Origin of the sequence: Bradyrhizobium dasycarpum (assembly GCF_042019905.1) — a bacterium.
In the GTDB taxonomy this organism is placed as follows: domain Bacteria; phylum Pseudomonadota; class Alphaproteobacteria; order Rhizobiales; family Xanthobacteraceae; genus Bradyrhizobium; species Bradyrhizobium japonicum_B.
On record NZ_CP169574.1, the window covers coordinates 2,463,259 to 2,478,451 of the forward strand.

Here is a 15,193-nt window from a genome sequence, read left to right on the forward strand (position 1 = left end):
TCCGTTGGAGCAAGCAAGCCTGATCTAGTCGTGCCGCAATTCTCTACAATTGCAGCGTCGGCGCGACCTCGCGCGCGACGTTGACCAGCGCCGCGATCAGCGGTGTCATCGGATCGCGCTGCGGGATGACCAAGCCGATGCTGTAATTGACGTCGGGATCGACGATCGGGATCGATCGCACCGTGTCGGAGAGGCCGAGCGTCTCGGCAAGCTTGGCCGGCATCACGCTCGCCCAGCGTCCCGTCTTGACATGCGTGAACAGCACCAGCAGCGAGTTCGAGGTCAGTGTCGGCGTCGCCTCCGCGCCGACCGAGCGCAACGCGCGGTCGATGATGCGGCGGTTCTGCATGTCGGGCGTCAGCAGGCAGAGCGGCACCTGCCCGACCTCGGTCCAGGTCACCGTCTCGCGGTCGCCGAACATCGCGTCCGGCGCGGTCAGCAGGCGATAGCTCTCGTTGTAGAGCGGAATGGTCCGCACCTTGCCAATCGGCTCGTTCTCGATATAGGTCAGCCCGGCATCGACCTCGAGATTTTCGAGCAGGCCCAGCACCTCGGACGAGGTGGTCGAGCGGATGCTGAAGCGCACCTCCGGGTGACGGGCGCGAAACGGCGTCGTCAGCGACGCCACCATGCCGAGCACGGTCGGGATCGCCGCGAGGCGGATCTCGCCGGAGAGCTGGTGCTTCAGCCCGTTGATCTCGTCACGCATCGCGCGGGCATCGCCAACGATCCGCCGCGCCCAGTCGAGCGCGCGCTCGCCCTCGGGCGTGAAGCCCTGGAAGCGCGACCCGCGCTGCACCAGCATCACGCCGAGAATCTCCTCGAGCTGCTTGAGTCCGGTCGACATCGTCGGTTGCGTGACGCCGCAGACCTCCGCTGCGCGTCCGAAATGCCGCTCCTTCGCCAGTGCCAGCAACAGTTCAAGCTTGTCGATCAAACGGTCGTCCCCTCGACTTCAGTCGTGGCATGCAAGCCAGCACGCCTGCTCTGGCCTCACACGGGAAAAACCGGCCGACGGAGCGTTCGATGCGCGCTACGCGGGGCTCACGCCCGACGTCCGCGAGGCTCGCTCCCTGCTGGAGCCGGCTAAGACGCTTCCAGCAACGCCCTGAACACGCGCCGGACCTCGCCCTGAGTTTCCTTCACGCGCGCCTCCAGCGACGAAAAATCCGGCGCATCGCCGGCGCGCGCCATCACGCGCTGCAGATCGTTGCCGGCGGTTTCGGGCTTGAAGCGGTCGCTGACGCACAGCCGCAGGATCTGAGTCAGATCGTGGTAGAGCCGCGCGGCTGCTCGCAAGATCTCGGTCTCCGATTGCGGGAGGACGCCGAGCCTGCAGGCGTTCTCCAGCACCTGCAGGGTGCTGACGTCCAGGATCTCCGGCTTGTCGTACGCATGCACGAGCTGGAGATATTGCGCGATGAAATCGATGTCGACCATGCCGCCGGCGGCATGCTTGAGATCCCAGCAATCGGCCTCGCCCTTCTCCTGGGCGATGGCGCGCCGCATGTCGGCGACATCGTTGGCGGTGATGGCGGGATCCCGATGGCGGATCAGGACGTCGCGGATGACGCGCTCGATGCGCTGGCGGAATTCGGGCGACGCCGACACGACGCGGGCGCGCGTCAGGGCCATGTGCTCCCAGGTCCAGGCCTCGTTGGCCTGGTAATCCGCGAACGAGACGAGGCTCGAGGCCACGGGGCCGGCGCGCCCCGAGGGACGCAGCCGCATGTCGATCTCGTAGAGCACGCCGTAATTGGTGCGCGTGGTGAACGCGCTGATCAGGCGCTGGGTCAAGCGGGCAAAATAATGCGCACCCTGAAGCGATTTCGGCCCATCGGAGTCGGGATGCTCGCTGTCGAAATCGTAGAGCAGGATCAGGTCGAGATCGGACGAGGCCGTCATCTCGCGGCTGCCGAGCCGCCCCATCGCGATGATCGCGGTCTCCTGGCCCTTGATCCGGCCGTGCTGGGCGGCGAAGCGGTCGGCAACGAGGCCGTGCACGGTGTGGACGATGCCTTCGGCGACGTCGGCAAAGGCCGTGCTCGCCTGCTGCGCCGAGACGGTGCCGGAGAGAATTCGCGTGCCGATCAGGAACAGACTCTCCTGTCCGAACAGGCGCAGGCGATCGAGAAACTCTTCGTATGAGCCGGCATCCTGCACGGTCGCGGCCAACCGCCCCGACAATTCCTGCCGGTCCGGCATGGCGCCGAAGAAGCGCGGATCAATCAGGCCGTCCATCAGCTGCGGCTGCCGTGCCAGCATCTCCCCCAACCGGGGCGCCGCGCCCAGCACCAGCGCCACCAGCGCGACGAGATCGCGGTTCTGGCCGAGCAGGGTGAACAGCCGGCCGCCACGCTGCAAGGCTCCCAGGAATTGATCGAAGGCGACGACGGCGCGGTCCGGCTCCTCGGCATGGGCAAGTCCGTCGATCAGGGCCGGCACGAATTCGACGAAGGCATTGCGCGTCGCCTCATTGCGGAACACGCGATAGTCGCCGGTGACCCAGTCGCGCACGGTCTGCGCCAAGGCGGCGGGCTTCTTGAAGCCGAGCGTCGCCAAGTGCTGAAGCAGGCGCGGATCGTCGGGACCGGCGCTGTAGTCGAGCGCCGGCAGACTGGCCGTGCCGGTCGGATCGTCGCCCTCGAACAGCTTCTCGTAGTGCCCCTGCACGATCCTGAGCTGTCGCAGCAGGTCGCCCGCAAAGGCCTCGCGATCCGGATAGCCGAAGAAGCGCGCAAAACGCTCGACCGCCTCCTTGTCTTCGGGCAGCGCGTGGGTCTGCTCGTCGGCGATCATCTGGAGGCGATGCTCGACCCGGCGCAGGAATTCGTAGGCAATGGTCAGCTCGTCGCGCGCGGCCGGGGTGATCCAGTTGCTGGAGGCGAGAATGTCGAGCGCCCTCAGCGTCGGCCGCACCCGCAATTCCGGATGGCGGCCGCCGGCGATCAATTGCTGGGTCTGGGCGAAGAACTCGATCTCGCGGATGCCGCCGCGGCCGACCTTGACGTTGTGCCCCTCCACCGCGACCTCACTCTGGCCACGATAGGTCTGCATCTGCCGCTTCATGTCGTGGACGTCGGCAAGCGCAGCGAAATCGAGATGCTTGCGCCAGACGAACGGCGCGATCTCGGCCAATAGCGCCTCGCCCGCCCGGGCATCGCCGGCGCAGGCACGCGCCTTGATCATGGCGGCGCGCTCCCAGGTGCGCCCTTCTCGCTCATAATAGTTCAGCGCGGCGTCGCGCGAGATCGCCACCTGCGTCGAGGACGGGTCGGGCCGCAGGCGCAGATCGACGCGGAAGACGTAGCCGTCATAGGTGCGCTGCTGCAGGATGCGCGCCATCCCCTGGGTGACCCGGACGAAGAACGGCTGCGGCTCGATGTCCGCCGCCAGCGTCGTCGCATCGGGATCGAAGAACACGATGAGATCGATGTCGCTGGAATAGTTCAGCTCGCCCGCGCCCATCTTGCCCATGGCGAGCACGATCAGCCCGCAGCCCTCTTCGGGCGCCTCGGGATTGGGCGGCGAGAGCTTGCCGCGTGCGGCTTCCTGCCGCAGCAGGTATTGCAGCGCCACCTGCACCGAGGACACCGCGACATCGGTCAGCGCCGCCGTCACCCGCATCACCGGCCAGACCCCGCCGATATCGCACAAGGCAGTCAGCAGCGCGGTCTCCGCTTTCATGCGGCGAAGCAGCCGCATCACCTCGGCCTCGTCCGCGGCCGCGAGCACCGCAGCCCTGGCGTCCGCGATGAGTTCCGTCAGATGCGCATCCGGATCGCATTCGAGCAGCCGGATCAGGCGCACCGCGTCGGCGCGCACCAGATCGAACAGATAGGGCGAGAATTCCGCAATACCGGCCAGAATGTCGCGGGCAAAGGGATGCGCCAGCAGCGTTTCGAGACGGGCCGATTGGGCCGGCTCGAGCTCGCTCAGCCAGCTTTCAAGACGTCGTTCGTCGGTTGTGGAAGCGGCAATATGGGGAGCTTCCGCGAAGCGCGCGGCCAGCCTCTCGCCATGCTTGTCCGCGTTTCCCGGCGCGGAGTGGTTCATGCCACCTTCTGTGGCACATCCGGCATTGGCGGAGCAACCCTGTCGCCGGCATCGGCCCGCGCGGGCAGCACCAGCGTGGCGACGAGACCGGGCTGGTCGTCGCCCAGCCTCAACTCACCGCCATGCAATGTCGCAACCGCGGAAGCGAGGCTGAGGCCGAGCCCCGAGCCCGGCAGCGTGCGGCTCGCTTCCAGCCGCACGAATCGCTCGACGGCATGCTTGCGGTCGGCCTCGGGAATGCCGGGGCCGCGATCGGTGACGCTGAGCAGCACTTGGTCGCCCTCGCGCCGAGCCTCGATCAGAATCGGCCGGGCGTCCATGCTGACCACGGTACCGCCGGTCTGCGCCACCGGCTTGCCGTATTTGATCGCGTTCTCGACCAGATTGGCGAGCGCCTGGCTGACCAATTCGCGGTTGGCGTGAACAGGCGTCGGCTCGGCCTTGACCTTCAAGGTCATGCCGTCGTCCTCGGCGAGCGGCTCGTAGAGCTCGTGGATGCCATTGGCAACGTCGGCCGCGTCGAAATCATCCATGTTGCCGCGCGCCTGCCCGGACTCGGCGCGCGCGATCATCAGCAGCGCGTTGAAGGTGCGGATCAGGCCGTCGGATTCCTCGATGGTGCGCTCCAGCGCCGCCCGGTAGTCGGCCTCGCCCTCCGAACGCGCCAGCGCCTCCTCGGCGCGGTTGCGCAGGCGCGTCAGCGGCGTCTTGAGGTCATGGGCGATGTTGTCGGAGACCTCCTTCAGCCCCGCCATCAGCGCCTCGATCCGTTCCAACATCGCGTTGAGGTTCTCGGCGAGGCGATCGAGCTCGTCGCCGCTGCGCCCGACCGGCAGGCGCTCGCTGAGATCGCCGGACATGATCCGCTGCGTGGTCCCCGTCATGGCGTCGATGCGCCGGAGCACCCGGCGCGCGACGAAGACGCCGCCGCCGAGGCCAAGCACGACGACGATCAAGATCGACCATTGCGCGGCCTTGGCGACGATGCCGAACAGCCGCCGCCGCTCGGCGAGATCGCGGCCGATCAGGAGGCGAAAGCCGTTCTCGAAGTTCGGTGACGCGCACCAGCGCGCGATGGTCGCGGTCGTCGGCGTCCTCGAGGCGCCGGTAGCCGGTCTCCGACCAGCCGCGCGTCGCCATCACGCCGGGCGCCAGCGAGCCGACATTGCCTGCGATCGCCTGCCCGGTCGGCGTGGTCACGAGATAGAGGTTGGCCCCCGGCCGCAGCGCCCGGTACTCGATCGCGAGCACGAGGCCGCGCAGGCCGCGGCGGCCGTAGATCTCGCTGATCTCCGAGGTCTCGGCATTGACGGTCTGCGTGATCTCCTCGGTGATCAGCCGCCGCGTATTCCAGGCGAAATAGGCCAGCAGCGAGGCCGCGAACATCGCGAACAGCAGCAGATAGACCAGCGTGAGCCGGAACGCCGTGGTGCGGACGAGTTTACCGAATGCCGTCACGGATCATGTGTCCAGTTTCAAGACCGCGCCTGCCATCACGAGCATCGTCACTTCTCGTATTTCCGCTTTGTTTACAACAACATAGCTTCATACATTGTGGTCCCTGCCCACAGGTCCCTTGGGACGACTGATGCGCAAAGCCATCCGTGACGGCAGGTGATGAGCGGACGGGCAACGTTAAAGGGGCACTCGATCGGAACCAAGTTAATTCCCGGCAAGCTCGCGTCCATGGGACACTGGGGTAAGGCCTGGCTGGCCGGACGCCGGGGCAGTGATCGGCCGTGGGCCTTCCCTCCCGACCACGCAGAGGTACATCAGTCGTTCCGGGCCAACGCCCCGGTTGGCGCCATCAGCGCACTGCCGTCAAATCCGCCAACAAAGGGACGCGGACGCGCGCCACCGGGGACGCCCCCTCACACTTCCAGCCATTGCGCGCGAACGTCGCTGTTTGATCTCAGCTGCTCGGGCGTACCTTCGAAGACCACACGACCGTGCCCCATGACGTAGATGCGGTTGGAGATCTTCATCGCAATCGACAGCTTTTGCTCGACGAGCAGAATCGCAACGCCCGCCTGCGCAATGCGGGCGATGAGATCGCCGACCTGCTGTACGATCAACGGGGCGAGACCTTCGGTAGGCTCGTCGATCATGATGAGATCCGGGTCGCCCATCAGGGTCCGGCAAGTCGTGAGCATCTGCTTCTCGCCGCCTGACAGCACCCCTGCAGGCGTATCCGCACGCGCGGCAAGATTCGGAAACATGTCGAGCATGTCCTGAAGCTGCCATTTGCCGGGACGTCGCGTATCCTTGATGCCGAGGAGCAGATTCTGGCGGACCGTCAGACCCGGAAAGATGTCCCGATGCTCCGGCACATAGCCGAGACCGAGGCGCGCGATCCTGTAGCTCGGCAGCCCGGCGATGTCCTTGCCTTTGAAGCGGATCGTGCCTTGCGGAGCAACCTCGCCCATGATCGCCTTGACCGTGGTCGAACGTCCAACGCCGTTGCGGCCGAGCAGGCTAACGACCTCGCCCGCGGCAACGTCGAGATCGACGCCCTGGAGAATGTGGCTCTTGCCGTAATAGGCGTGCAGGTCCCTGACCTCGAGCATCAGTGCGCCTCCTCGCCGAGATAGGCTTCCTTGACTTTCGGGTCGCGCCGGATCTCCTCCGGCGTGCCGGAAGCGATGATGTGGCCGTAGACCAGCACGGAAATGCGGTCGGCCAGGCCGAACACGACGCTCATGTCGTGCTCGACGATGACCAGGGTCTTGCCCTCGGTCAGGCGCCGGATCAACGCCACCGCGCGCTCGGTCTCGGCGTGGCTCATGCCCGCCGTCGGTTCATCCAGCATCACGACCGTTGCGCCGCCGGCGATGGTGATTCCGATCTCCAGCTCGCGCTGCTCGGCGTAGGTCAACAAGCCGGCCGGAACATCCCGCCGATGCGTCAGATGGATGTCATCGAGGATCTGCGCCGTGCGCTCGCGCACTTCCGGCAGGCTGTCGACGTTCTTCCAGAAGGCGTAACGGTGCCCCGTCGCCCACAGCACGGCACAGCGGACGTTCTCCCACACCGACATGCGCGCGAATACGTTGGTGACCTGGAACGAGCGCGACAGACCGCGCCGGTTGATTTCGAACGGCCTGAGGCCGGAGATCACATCGCCGTTCAGCCTCACCTCGCCCGAGGTCGGCTTGATATGTCCGCTGATGAGATTGAACGTCGTCGACTTGCCGGCCCCGTTCGGACCGATGATGGCGTGACGCTCACCTTGCGCGATGCTGAGATTGAGATCGCGGATGATGCCGACATTGCCAAAGCGCTTTTCGACAGCGCGGACTTCGATCGCTGCCGTCATGCCAGATACCCCCGGTCGCGCGCGACCGTCGCCGCGCGGTCCCATGCCTCGCCGACCCGCCGCCAGCTCAGGCGCGCGACGAAGAAGCCGCCGGCGACGAGGACCGCCGCACTCGCCCACGTCACGGGCGACGCAGGGCTGAAGGCCACGCCGAACAGGTTGATCGGACTGCCCTGACCGCTATGCGAGCTTGCAATCGATTCGATCGTCAGGATCACGCCGCAAGCGAGTGCCAAGGTCGGCACCGCCGCGAGCAGATAGGAAGGAATCACCGTCAGCAGAGTTCCGGCGCGAACCAGCGGCCGGTGCATCATGATGAGCCCGGCGATGCCGCCGGGGGACAGCATCACGATGCCGATGAAGATGATGCCGAAATAGAGCTGCCAGACGCCAGTGACGCTGGTCAGCCCAAGCTGAAGATAAGTCACGAGGATTGCACCCAGGATGGGTCCGAAGAAGAAGGCGACGCCCCCAATGAAGGTCGAGAACAACACGAGGCCGGATTGGATCGCGCCGAGATAGGCGGCGTTGGCGATCTCGAAGTTGATCGCAGCCAGTCCCCCCGCCACGCCGGCGAAGAACCCGGCAAAACAGAAGGCGATGTAGCGGACCACGTGCGGGTCATAGCCGATGAACTGGACGCGCTCGGGGTTGTCCCGCACCGCATTGCTGATCCGCCCCAGCGGGGTCCGCGTCAGCGCATACATCGCGATGGCCGAGATGACCAGCCAGAACGCGATCAGATAATAGACCTGAAGCTGCGGGCCGAAACTCAAGCCGAGGATCTTCGGCAAAGCGGTTCGGTCGGTCGATATCCCGGACTCGCCGCCGAATACCGAACGCAGGATCAGCGAGGAGGACGCCACCAGTTCGGCAATGCCGAGCGAGATCATCGAGAACACGGTGCCGGCTCGCTTGGTCATCAGCCAGCCGATGACGATCGCGAAAGCGAGGCCACCGAGCCCACCGAACAGCGGAATGAACGGCAGCGGGATGGGCCAGCCGTGCGAGACCACCGCATTCATCATATGGCACGCAGCGAAGCCGCCGAGGCCATAATGCACCGCATGGCCGAACGACAAGAGGCCGGTCTGGCCGAGCAGGATGTTGTAGGACAGCGCGAACACGATCGCGATGCCGATCAGGCTGAAGGACGTCAGCGAGCCGCCGGAGGAGAAGATCAGCGGCAGCACGATCAGCGCGGCGATGCCGGCCAGCCATATGCCGTAGAAGCGCAGGCCGTCGCCGGCTGTCTTGTCTGCGATCTTCGATGTCGATGTCATATTGGCGTTCATGTCTCGCGCGTCCCCATCAGGCCCATGGGGCGTACGATCAGAATGATCACCAGCAGCAAATAGGGCACGATCGGCGCCACCTGGGCGATGGTGACATTCCAGATGTCGGTGAGCACGGACGGCCCAGCCGACGGATCGAGCGGACCGAACGCGCTCGCCAGCGAACCGTTGAGCGCCACCGCAAAGGTCTGGATCAGGCCGATGACGAGCGAGGCGATGAAGGCGCCCGGCAAGGAGCCGAGGCCGCCGAACACGATGACCACGAACAGGATCGGTCCCAGCGCCGCGGCCATGTCGGACTGCGTCACCAGCGCGGGACCTGCGATCACGCCGGCAATTCCCGCTAGCGCGCTGCCGACGCCGAACACCAGCATGAAGATGCGTCCGACATTGTGACCGAGATGCCCCACCATGTGGGGATGCGTCAGCGCGGCCTGAACGATCAGGCCGACCCGCGTGCGCTTGAGCACCGTCAGCAGCACGATGAAGATCAGGATCGACACCGCCAGCATGAAGATCTTGTAGGCGGGATAGTTGGTCGAGAAGATGGTGAAGGCCGGAAAGTCGAGCAGCGCCGGCACGCGGTAGTCGACGGGGCTTCTGCCCCACATCATCGCCACGATTTCTTCGATCGCGAACGCAAGACCGAAGGTCAGGAGCAACTCCGCCACATGGCCGTGCTTGTGCGTATTGCGCAGGCCGTAGCGCTCGACCGCCATGCCGATCGCGCCGACCAGCAGCGGTGCCAGCAACAGCGCCGGCCAGAAGCCGATCCATTTGGTGAGCTGGAAGCCGAAGAAGGCGCCGAGCATGTAGAAGCTGGCATGGGCGAAGTTGAGCACCCCCATCATGCTGAAGATGACGGTCAAGCCGCTCGACAGCAGGAACAGCAGCATGCCGAACAGCAGGCCGTTCAGCGTCGATATAACGATCAGTTCAAGCACAGTATTCGTACCTCTGGCCGGGACGGAAAAGCCTCGGCAAACTCGTCGGTCGCACCCAAACAGCGGCCTTCCCGCAAGCCGCTGCCGGCTGGCGGGAAGGCGAAGCTGGTTCGGCTTACGGCCGGGTCATCTTGCAGGTCGTGGGAACCATCGTCTTGGAGGTGTCGATCTTGGAGACCAGGTGCCATCCCCAGCCGGTGCCTTCCTCGTCGAACGGCTCATTTGCGGCGAGCTTGCCGAAGGAGGAGATGTAGATCGGCTGGAAGAACTGGTGATCGTCCTTGCGCATGACGCCCTCTCCACCATCCAGCACCTCAAACTTGAGGTCCTCGAGGGCTGCTGCGACCTTCACGGGATCGAGCGAGTTGGCCTTCTCGGCCGCGGCCTTGAACATGCGCATCTCGTTGACCGCACGCGGATACCACAGCGACATGTTGACCTTGGCGCGGAAAGCCTTTTCGAAATCCATCGCCGGCTGATGGCCGGAATTGGCAAAGCCCTCGGTGATCTGGAACACCTGATGGTCGAGACCGGTCTGCTTGATCGCGGTCGGACCGCCAGCGCCGCCGGCATAGTAGGTGTACCAATTGACCTTCAGGCCGGCGTCGGCAGCGGCTTTGAGCAGCAGAGCGATGTCTTGGCCCCAATTGCCGGTCACGACGCTATCGGCGCCCGAAGCCTTGATCTTGGCGATATAGGGCGAGAAGTCGGTGATCTTCAGCAGCGGATGCAATTCGTCACCGACGATTTGGATATCGGGCCGCTTGGCGCCCAACATCTTGCGCGCGTCGGCGCGCACCGACTGGCCGAAGGAGTAGTCCTGGTTGATCAGGTACACCTTCTTGATCGCGGGGACATCCTTCATATAGCTGGTGAGCGCTTCCATCTTGATGTCGGAGCTGGCATCCCAGCGAAAATGCCAGTAGCTGCATTTTTCGTTGGTCAGGCTCGGATCGACGGCGGCATAGTTGAAGTAGAGCACTTCCTTGCCGGGATTGCGCGTGTTGTTCTTGGTGACGAAGTCGGACAGCGCTGCGGCAACCGACGAGCCATTGCCTTGCGTGATGAAGCGGGCGCCGGCGTCGATGGCCTTCTGCGCCTGCACCAGGCTTTCCTGCGGGTTGGTCTTGTTGTCGAGGGGCAGAATCTCGATCTTGCGGCCCAATATGCCGCCCTTCGCGTTGATCTCATCGGCCAGATACTGGAACGTCTTCAAGCCGCCTTCACCGATGCTGGCGCCGCCGCCGGACAGCGGATCGATGTAGCCGAGCTTGATGGTTTCCTGCGCGTATGCTGATCCTCCCAGCATCGTCAGCGCTGCCGCCGCAGCAATTACGAGCTTGTGCATCCTCGCCTTCTCCCTTTTGCGTGTTTCTTGTTCCTTGGCGATCGAAGCTGATTCACAACGTCCGTCGCGCCGGCTTTCGCTACCCCAACATTGAATACTGTGTAAAGTTTTGGTGCAAGAAATAATTGCGGCTTAAACATGAAGGGACACCGCACGCTTCCGGAACATTGAATTCACAGGCAAGTTTTTGACCTCAATCCTGCGCTCAATCTGCGGCTGATTGGTTGCTTTATACCACCCCGCGACGCGGCTTGAGTCCCGCGAGAAACAGCCGCGAAAAATGATCGGCAATCTGCATCGGAGACCAGCTCCGCTCGCCCCTGAACCAGATCGGGTACCAGTGGCCCATTCCAGTCAGAACGCGTTCGGCGAAGTGGGTGTCGACGCTCCGGAAATATCCTTCATCGATCCAGCGCTGATGATTTCTCTGGTCCTGCCCGATCGTCGCAAGCACCTGCCCGACATAGTGCTTCCGGTCAACGTCGTTGAGATAGTTGATGTTGTGGTAGGTCGCCTTGGGCCCGCAAGGCGTGTCGTGCAGCATCAACAACAGACGCACTCTCTGAACGACATAATCGAACGGCCCGAGCCCGAGGTCCTGCAAATGCTCTCGAATGCCGATCTCGCCGGCTAGGCCTCTTCGCAAGCAAGCCAGCAAGAGGCGCTCTTTTTCGCTGAAATGATAGTAGATGCCGGCACGGGTCATGCCGGCGTCCGCCGCGATGCTCTCGAGTGATGTGCCGGACGCTCCCCTTCGGTTGAAACTGTCAGAGGCAATCGAGAGCATCCTGTCCAGCTTCGCGGCGCGCTTGTTCAATTTGGAGCGGGACTGGAGAAACGGTGCCAGGCTCGGCGCTTCAGGCATGTCCGGCAAGGCAATCTCACGCCGATAAACTCCATGCGTGATGATGTCATCAATCGCATCAATCGCCTGCTGGCGCGAATAATAGTCGCGCTCGGAGAACCAGAACGGAACCCAATCCAGGATGGAGATGAGGGCGACGGCCGTCAGGAGCGGCTCCTCGCAGGCTATCGAGCCGTCGGCAACGCCACGCTTCAGAATGCCGGCCAGCAGCGCGGCATTCTGCCAACGCCTGGCATGCACATCGTTGCTGTAGGACGCGGCCAGTGCATCGATGTCGGTGAACAGGATCATGCGCTGGCCTTCAGGCCGCAGCCGGGCACGTATAAATCGCCTGACGACCTCGAGCCCGTCGATCCCGGGTTCGGCCGCGGTCTCGATTTCGTGCCTGTAGAGCGCAAGGCCGCGCAGGTAGCAGTGAAAGATCAGGTCTTCCTTGTCGCGGAAATAGTGGTACAGCGCCCCCGGCACCGATCGCACCGAGGCTGCGACCTGCTCCATCGTCACGTTCGCATAGCTATGGCGGGCAAAGAGCCTGGAAGCCGACACGAGGATCTCTTCAGCTCGGTCGGACGGGAAGGCGGCGACTTGCAAGCTTGAATATCCTTCCTGATCGGGGACGGATTCATCCAGGTGGATGTCCCCTACCACACGTCGGGTATTCTTGCCATCCGATGAGGAGGTCGGCCAATGTCGTCCGACAACGTCCGGGCAGGAGCAGCAGGCCGGTGACGCAGCCGACGATTGCAGGCGCTAGCTCGCCGCAAGTCGATCGGCGCAACGGGCGAGCTCGCCTTATCGCATCCCGTCGCGGATCATGTATCCGGCGCCGCGGATCGTGTGCAGCAGCGGCCGCTCGAATCCCTTGTCGATCTTGGAGCGCAGCCGCGAGATGTGCACGTCGATCACGTTGGTCTGCGGATCGAAATGATAGTCCCAGACGTTCTCCAGGAGCATGGTGCGCGTCACCACCTGGCCGGCATGCTTCATGAGATATTCGAGCAGGCGGAATTCGCGCGGTTGCAGGGTCAGCTCGTCCTTGCCGCGGGCGACGCGATGCGAGAGCCGGTCGAGCTCGAGATCGCCGACGCGGTAGAGCGTGTCCTCGGCGGGCCCGCCGCGGCGGCGCGACAGCACCTCGACCCGGGCCAGCAGCTCGGCGAAGGAATAGGGCTTCGGCAGATAATCGTCGCCGCCGGCGCGCAGACCCTTGATGCGGTCGTCGACCTGTCCGAGCGCGGAGAGAATCAGCACCGGCGTCGTGTTGCCCTTGTCGCGCAGCGCGCCGATCAGCGAGAGGCCGTCGCGCTTGGGCAGCATGCGGTCGACCACCAGCACGTCGTAATCGCCGCTCTCGGCCATGACGAGGCCCTCCTCGCCGTCGGCGGCGTGGTCGGCAATGTGTCCGACCTCGCGAAACGCCTTCACGAGGTAGTCGGCGGATTCGCGGTCGTCTTCGATGATGAGGAGGCGCATCGTGCATTCGGCGGCGGTCAAGGAGGTCAACCTTCTCTAAACATGGCGCGAGCGGCGATCCCATGCAAGCCGAGGGGGAGACGCTGGCATGGAGAAAAAGGCGGGCGGTGAAGCTGGGGGGACTTCACCGCCCTAGGCCTTCCGACGGAGGGGGGCGTTTTTCCACCGGAAGGTAGCAGGGGGAAGCGATTGTTACGCTGCTTCCCCGAAGGGCGCCGGCGGCGGGCGACTGATGCCGGCGACACCCTTCATCTCGAGAGCCTCCTGAAGGCTTACCCCTTGGCGAGAGGCACCGCGACGAAGCGCGACTGGCCGCCGCTCTTCACGCGCATCAGGACGCTGTTCTTGTTGTCGGTCCGCGCCGTGTTGATGGCATCGCGGACTTCGCCGGCGGTGGCGACGCTCTTGCCGCCGACTTCCAGAATCACGTCGCCTTCCTTGAAGCCGCGTTCAGCCGCGGCGCTCTTCGGATCGACCTGGGTGACGACGACGCCTTCCTTGCCCGCGCCGGCCACCGAATTGGCGGGGGCGACAGTCATGCCGAGCTTGGGGACATCGGTGCCCTTGCTCGCACCCTTGCCGCTGTCATTGTCGTTGTCGGCCTTGGCCTCGACCGTGTTCGGCAACTGGCCGAGCGTGAGGTTGACGACCTTGTCCTGGCCCTTGTGCAGCACGTTGAGCTTCACGGTCGCGCCGGGCGCCATGCCGCCGATGGTGCGGGCCAGCTCGCGCGCGTCCTTGACGGATTCGCCGTTGACCGCCGTGATCACGTCGCCGGATTCGATGCCGGCCTTCGCGGCCGGACCGTTCGCCTGCGGCTCCGCCACCAGCGCGCCTTCGGCCTTCTTCATGCCGAGGCTGTCGGCAATGTCGGAAGTCACGGGCTGAATCTGCACGCCGATCCAGCCGCGGCTGACCGAGCCCTTGTCCTTGAGCTGGGCGACCACGCTCTTCACCGTGCTCGCCGGAATCGAGAAGGCGATGCCGACGCTGCCGCCGGAGGGCGAGTAGATCGCGGTGTTGACGCCCATCACCTCGCCGTTGGTGTCGAAGGCCGGACCGCCGGAATTGCCCTTGTTCACAGGCGCGTCGATCTGGATGAAATCGTCATAGGGACCGTTGCCGATGTCGCGGCCGCTGGCCGAAACGATGCCCGCGGTCACGGTGCCGCCGAGACCGAAGGGATTGCCGACGGCGAGCACCCAGTCGCCGATTCGCGGCTTGCTGTCGGCGAGCTTGGCGAACGGGAAGCTCGAGCTGCCCTCGACCTTGATCAAGGCGAGGTCGGTGCGCTGGTCGGTGCCGATCACCTTGGCGGTGTAGGTCTTGCCCTCGTCGGTGGTGACCTCGACCTTGTCGGCGCCGTCGACCACGTGATTGTTGGTCACGGCAAAGCCGTCAGCCGAGATGAAGAAGCCGGAACCCTGGCCCTGCACGACGCGGCCGCGGCCGCCCTTCATGCCCGGGGGAAACCCTCCGGACCACCGAAGCGGCGGAAGAATCGCTCCATCGGTGAGCCCGGCTGGAACGGCGAGGAGGAATCGTCGCCGTCATCGTTGCTCGCGGTCTTTTCCTTCATGTTGACCTTCACCGAGATCACCGACGGCTTCACGCGCTCGACAACGTCGGCGAAGCCGATGGGACGCTCGACCTTGCGGACCTCGTTGTTGACCTGCGCATGCGCCGGGCTCGAGAACAGGTCGGCCGGCGAGGTCGACGTGCCAAAGCCATAGACGGCGGCGCCAAGGCCGGCGACAACCGAGGCCATCAGCGCGAGCCTGCGCGCGGAGAACACCGACCGGCGCGGCTGCCGGTAGGACGGAAGGTTCGAGAGGTCGATACGGTCGGTCATGCAGAGATCTCCAGGGCCTTGAAATCCATGTGATGCCTGAGGGC

9 protein-coding genes and 2 pseudogenes are annotated in these 15,193 nt (G+C 64.7%); all 11 read right to left on the reverse strand.

Annotated elements, in window-relative coordinates:
• Nucleotides 1-43: 43 nt before the first annotated feature.
• Entirely contained in the window at nt 44-937 is an 894-nt protein-coding gene (locus ACETMP_RS12165) for a LysR family transcriptional regulator (RefSeq protein WP_375161124.1), read from the reverse strand.
• 149 nt (nt 938-1,086) lie between these two features.
• Complete coding sequence (locus ACETMP_RS12170) at nt 1,087-4,056, reverse strand: bifunctional [glutamine synthetase] adenylyltransferase/[glutamine synthetase]-adenylyl-L-tyrosine phosphorylase (RefSeq protein ID WP_375161125.1); 2,970 nt, start codon at nt 4,054-4,056, stop codon at nt 1,087-1,089.
• Nucleotides 4,053-5,514: pseudogene (locus ACETMP_RS12175) on the reverse strand (sensor histidine kinase). The gene ACETMP_RS12170 and the pseudogene ACETMP_RS12175 overlap by 4 nt, the downstream one beginning before the upstream one ends.
• 413 nt (nt 5,515-5,927) lie before the next feature.
• Nucleotides 5,928-6,623 (reverse strand): ABC transporter ATP-binding protein, encoded by a 696-nt coding sequence (locus ACETMP_RS12180; protein ID WP_375161126.1) that lies wholly within the window; start codon nt 6,621-6,623, stop codon nt 5,928-5,930.
• Entirely contained in the window at nt 6,623-7,372 is a 750-nt protein-coding gene (locus ACETMP_RS12185) for an ABC transporter ATP-binding protein (protein WP_028135442.1), read from the reverse strand. The genes ACETMP_RS12180 and ACETMP_RS12185 overlap by 1 nt, the downstream gene beginning before the upstream one ends.
• Nucleotides 7,369-8,667 (reverse strand): branched-chain amino acid ABC transporter permease, encoded by a 1,299-nt coding sequence (locus tag ACETMP_RS12190; RefSeq protein WP_375161127.1) that lies wholly within the window; start codon nt 8,665-8,667, stop codon nt 7,369-7,371. Before ACETMP_RS12190 ends, ACETMP_RS12185 begins: the two co-directional genes overlap by 4 nt.
• Nucleotides 8,664-9,611, reverse strand: a complete 948-nt coding sequence (locus ACETMP_RS12195) for a branched-chain amino acid ABC transporter permease (protein WP_028135440.1) — start codon at nt 9,609-9,611, stop codon at nt 8,664-8,666. Before ACETMP_RS12195 ends, ACETMP_RS12190 begins: the two co-directional genes overlap by 4 nt.
• A 115-nt stretch (nt 9,612-9,726) precedes the next feature.
• The gene (locus ACETMP_RS12200) at nt 9,727-10,959 is read right to left on the reverse strand and encodes a branched-chain amino acid ABC transporter substrate-binding protein (RefSeq protein ID WP_028135439.1); all 1,233 of its coding nucleotides are present in this window, start codon (nt 10,957-10,959) and stop codon (nt 9,727-9,729) included.
• Between the two features lie 229 nt (nt 10,960-11,188).
• Complete coding sequence (locus tag ACETMP_RS12205) at nt 11,189-12,415, reverse strand: TetR/AcrR family transcriptional regulator (RefSeq protein WP_155253387.1); 1,227 nt, start codon at nt 12,413-12,415, stop codon at nt 11,189-11,191.
• Between the two features lie 201 nt (nt 12,416-12,616).
• A complete protein-coding gene (locus tag ACETMP_RS12210; RefSeq protein ID WP_375161128.1) occupies nt 12,617-13,297 on the reverse strand; it encodes a response regulator transcription factor in 681 nt (226 codons plus the stop codon).
• A gap of 272 nt (nt 13,298-13,569) precedes the next feature.
• A pseudogene (locus ACETMP_RS12215) lies at nt 13,570-15,149 on the reverse strand (Do family serine endopeptidase).
• Between the last annotated feature and the right edge of the window lie 44 nt (nt 15,150-15,193).

Coding starts and splice junctions, on each gene's coding strand:
- ACETMP_RS12170 (WP_375161125.1), bottom strand. CDS start 4,056: ATGAACCACTCCGCGCCGGGAAACGCGGACAAGCATGGCGAGAGGCTG.
- ACETMP_RS12180 (WP_375161126.1), bottom strand. CDS start 6,623: ATGCTCGAGGTCAGGGACCTGCACGCCTATTACGGCAAGAGCCACATT.
- ACETMP_RS12185 (WP_028135442.1), bottom strand. CDS start 7,372: ATGACGGCAGCGATCGAAGTCCGCGCTGTCGAAAAGCGCTTTGGCAAT.
- ACETMP_RS12190 (WP_375161127.1), bottom strand. CDS start 8,667: ATGAACGCCAATATGACATCGACATCGAAGATCGCAGACAAGACAGCC.
- ACETMP_RS12200 (WP_028135439.1), bottom strand. CDS start 10,959: ATGCACAAGCTCGTAATTGCTGCGGCGGCAGCGCTGACGATGCTGGGA.
- ACETMP_RS12210 (WP_375161128.1), bottom strand. CDS start 13,297: ATGCGCCTCCTCATCATCGAAGACGACCGCGAATCCGCCGACTACCTC.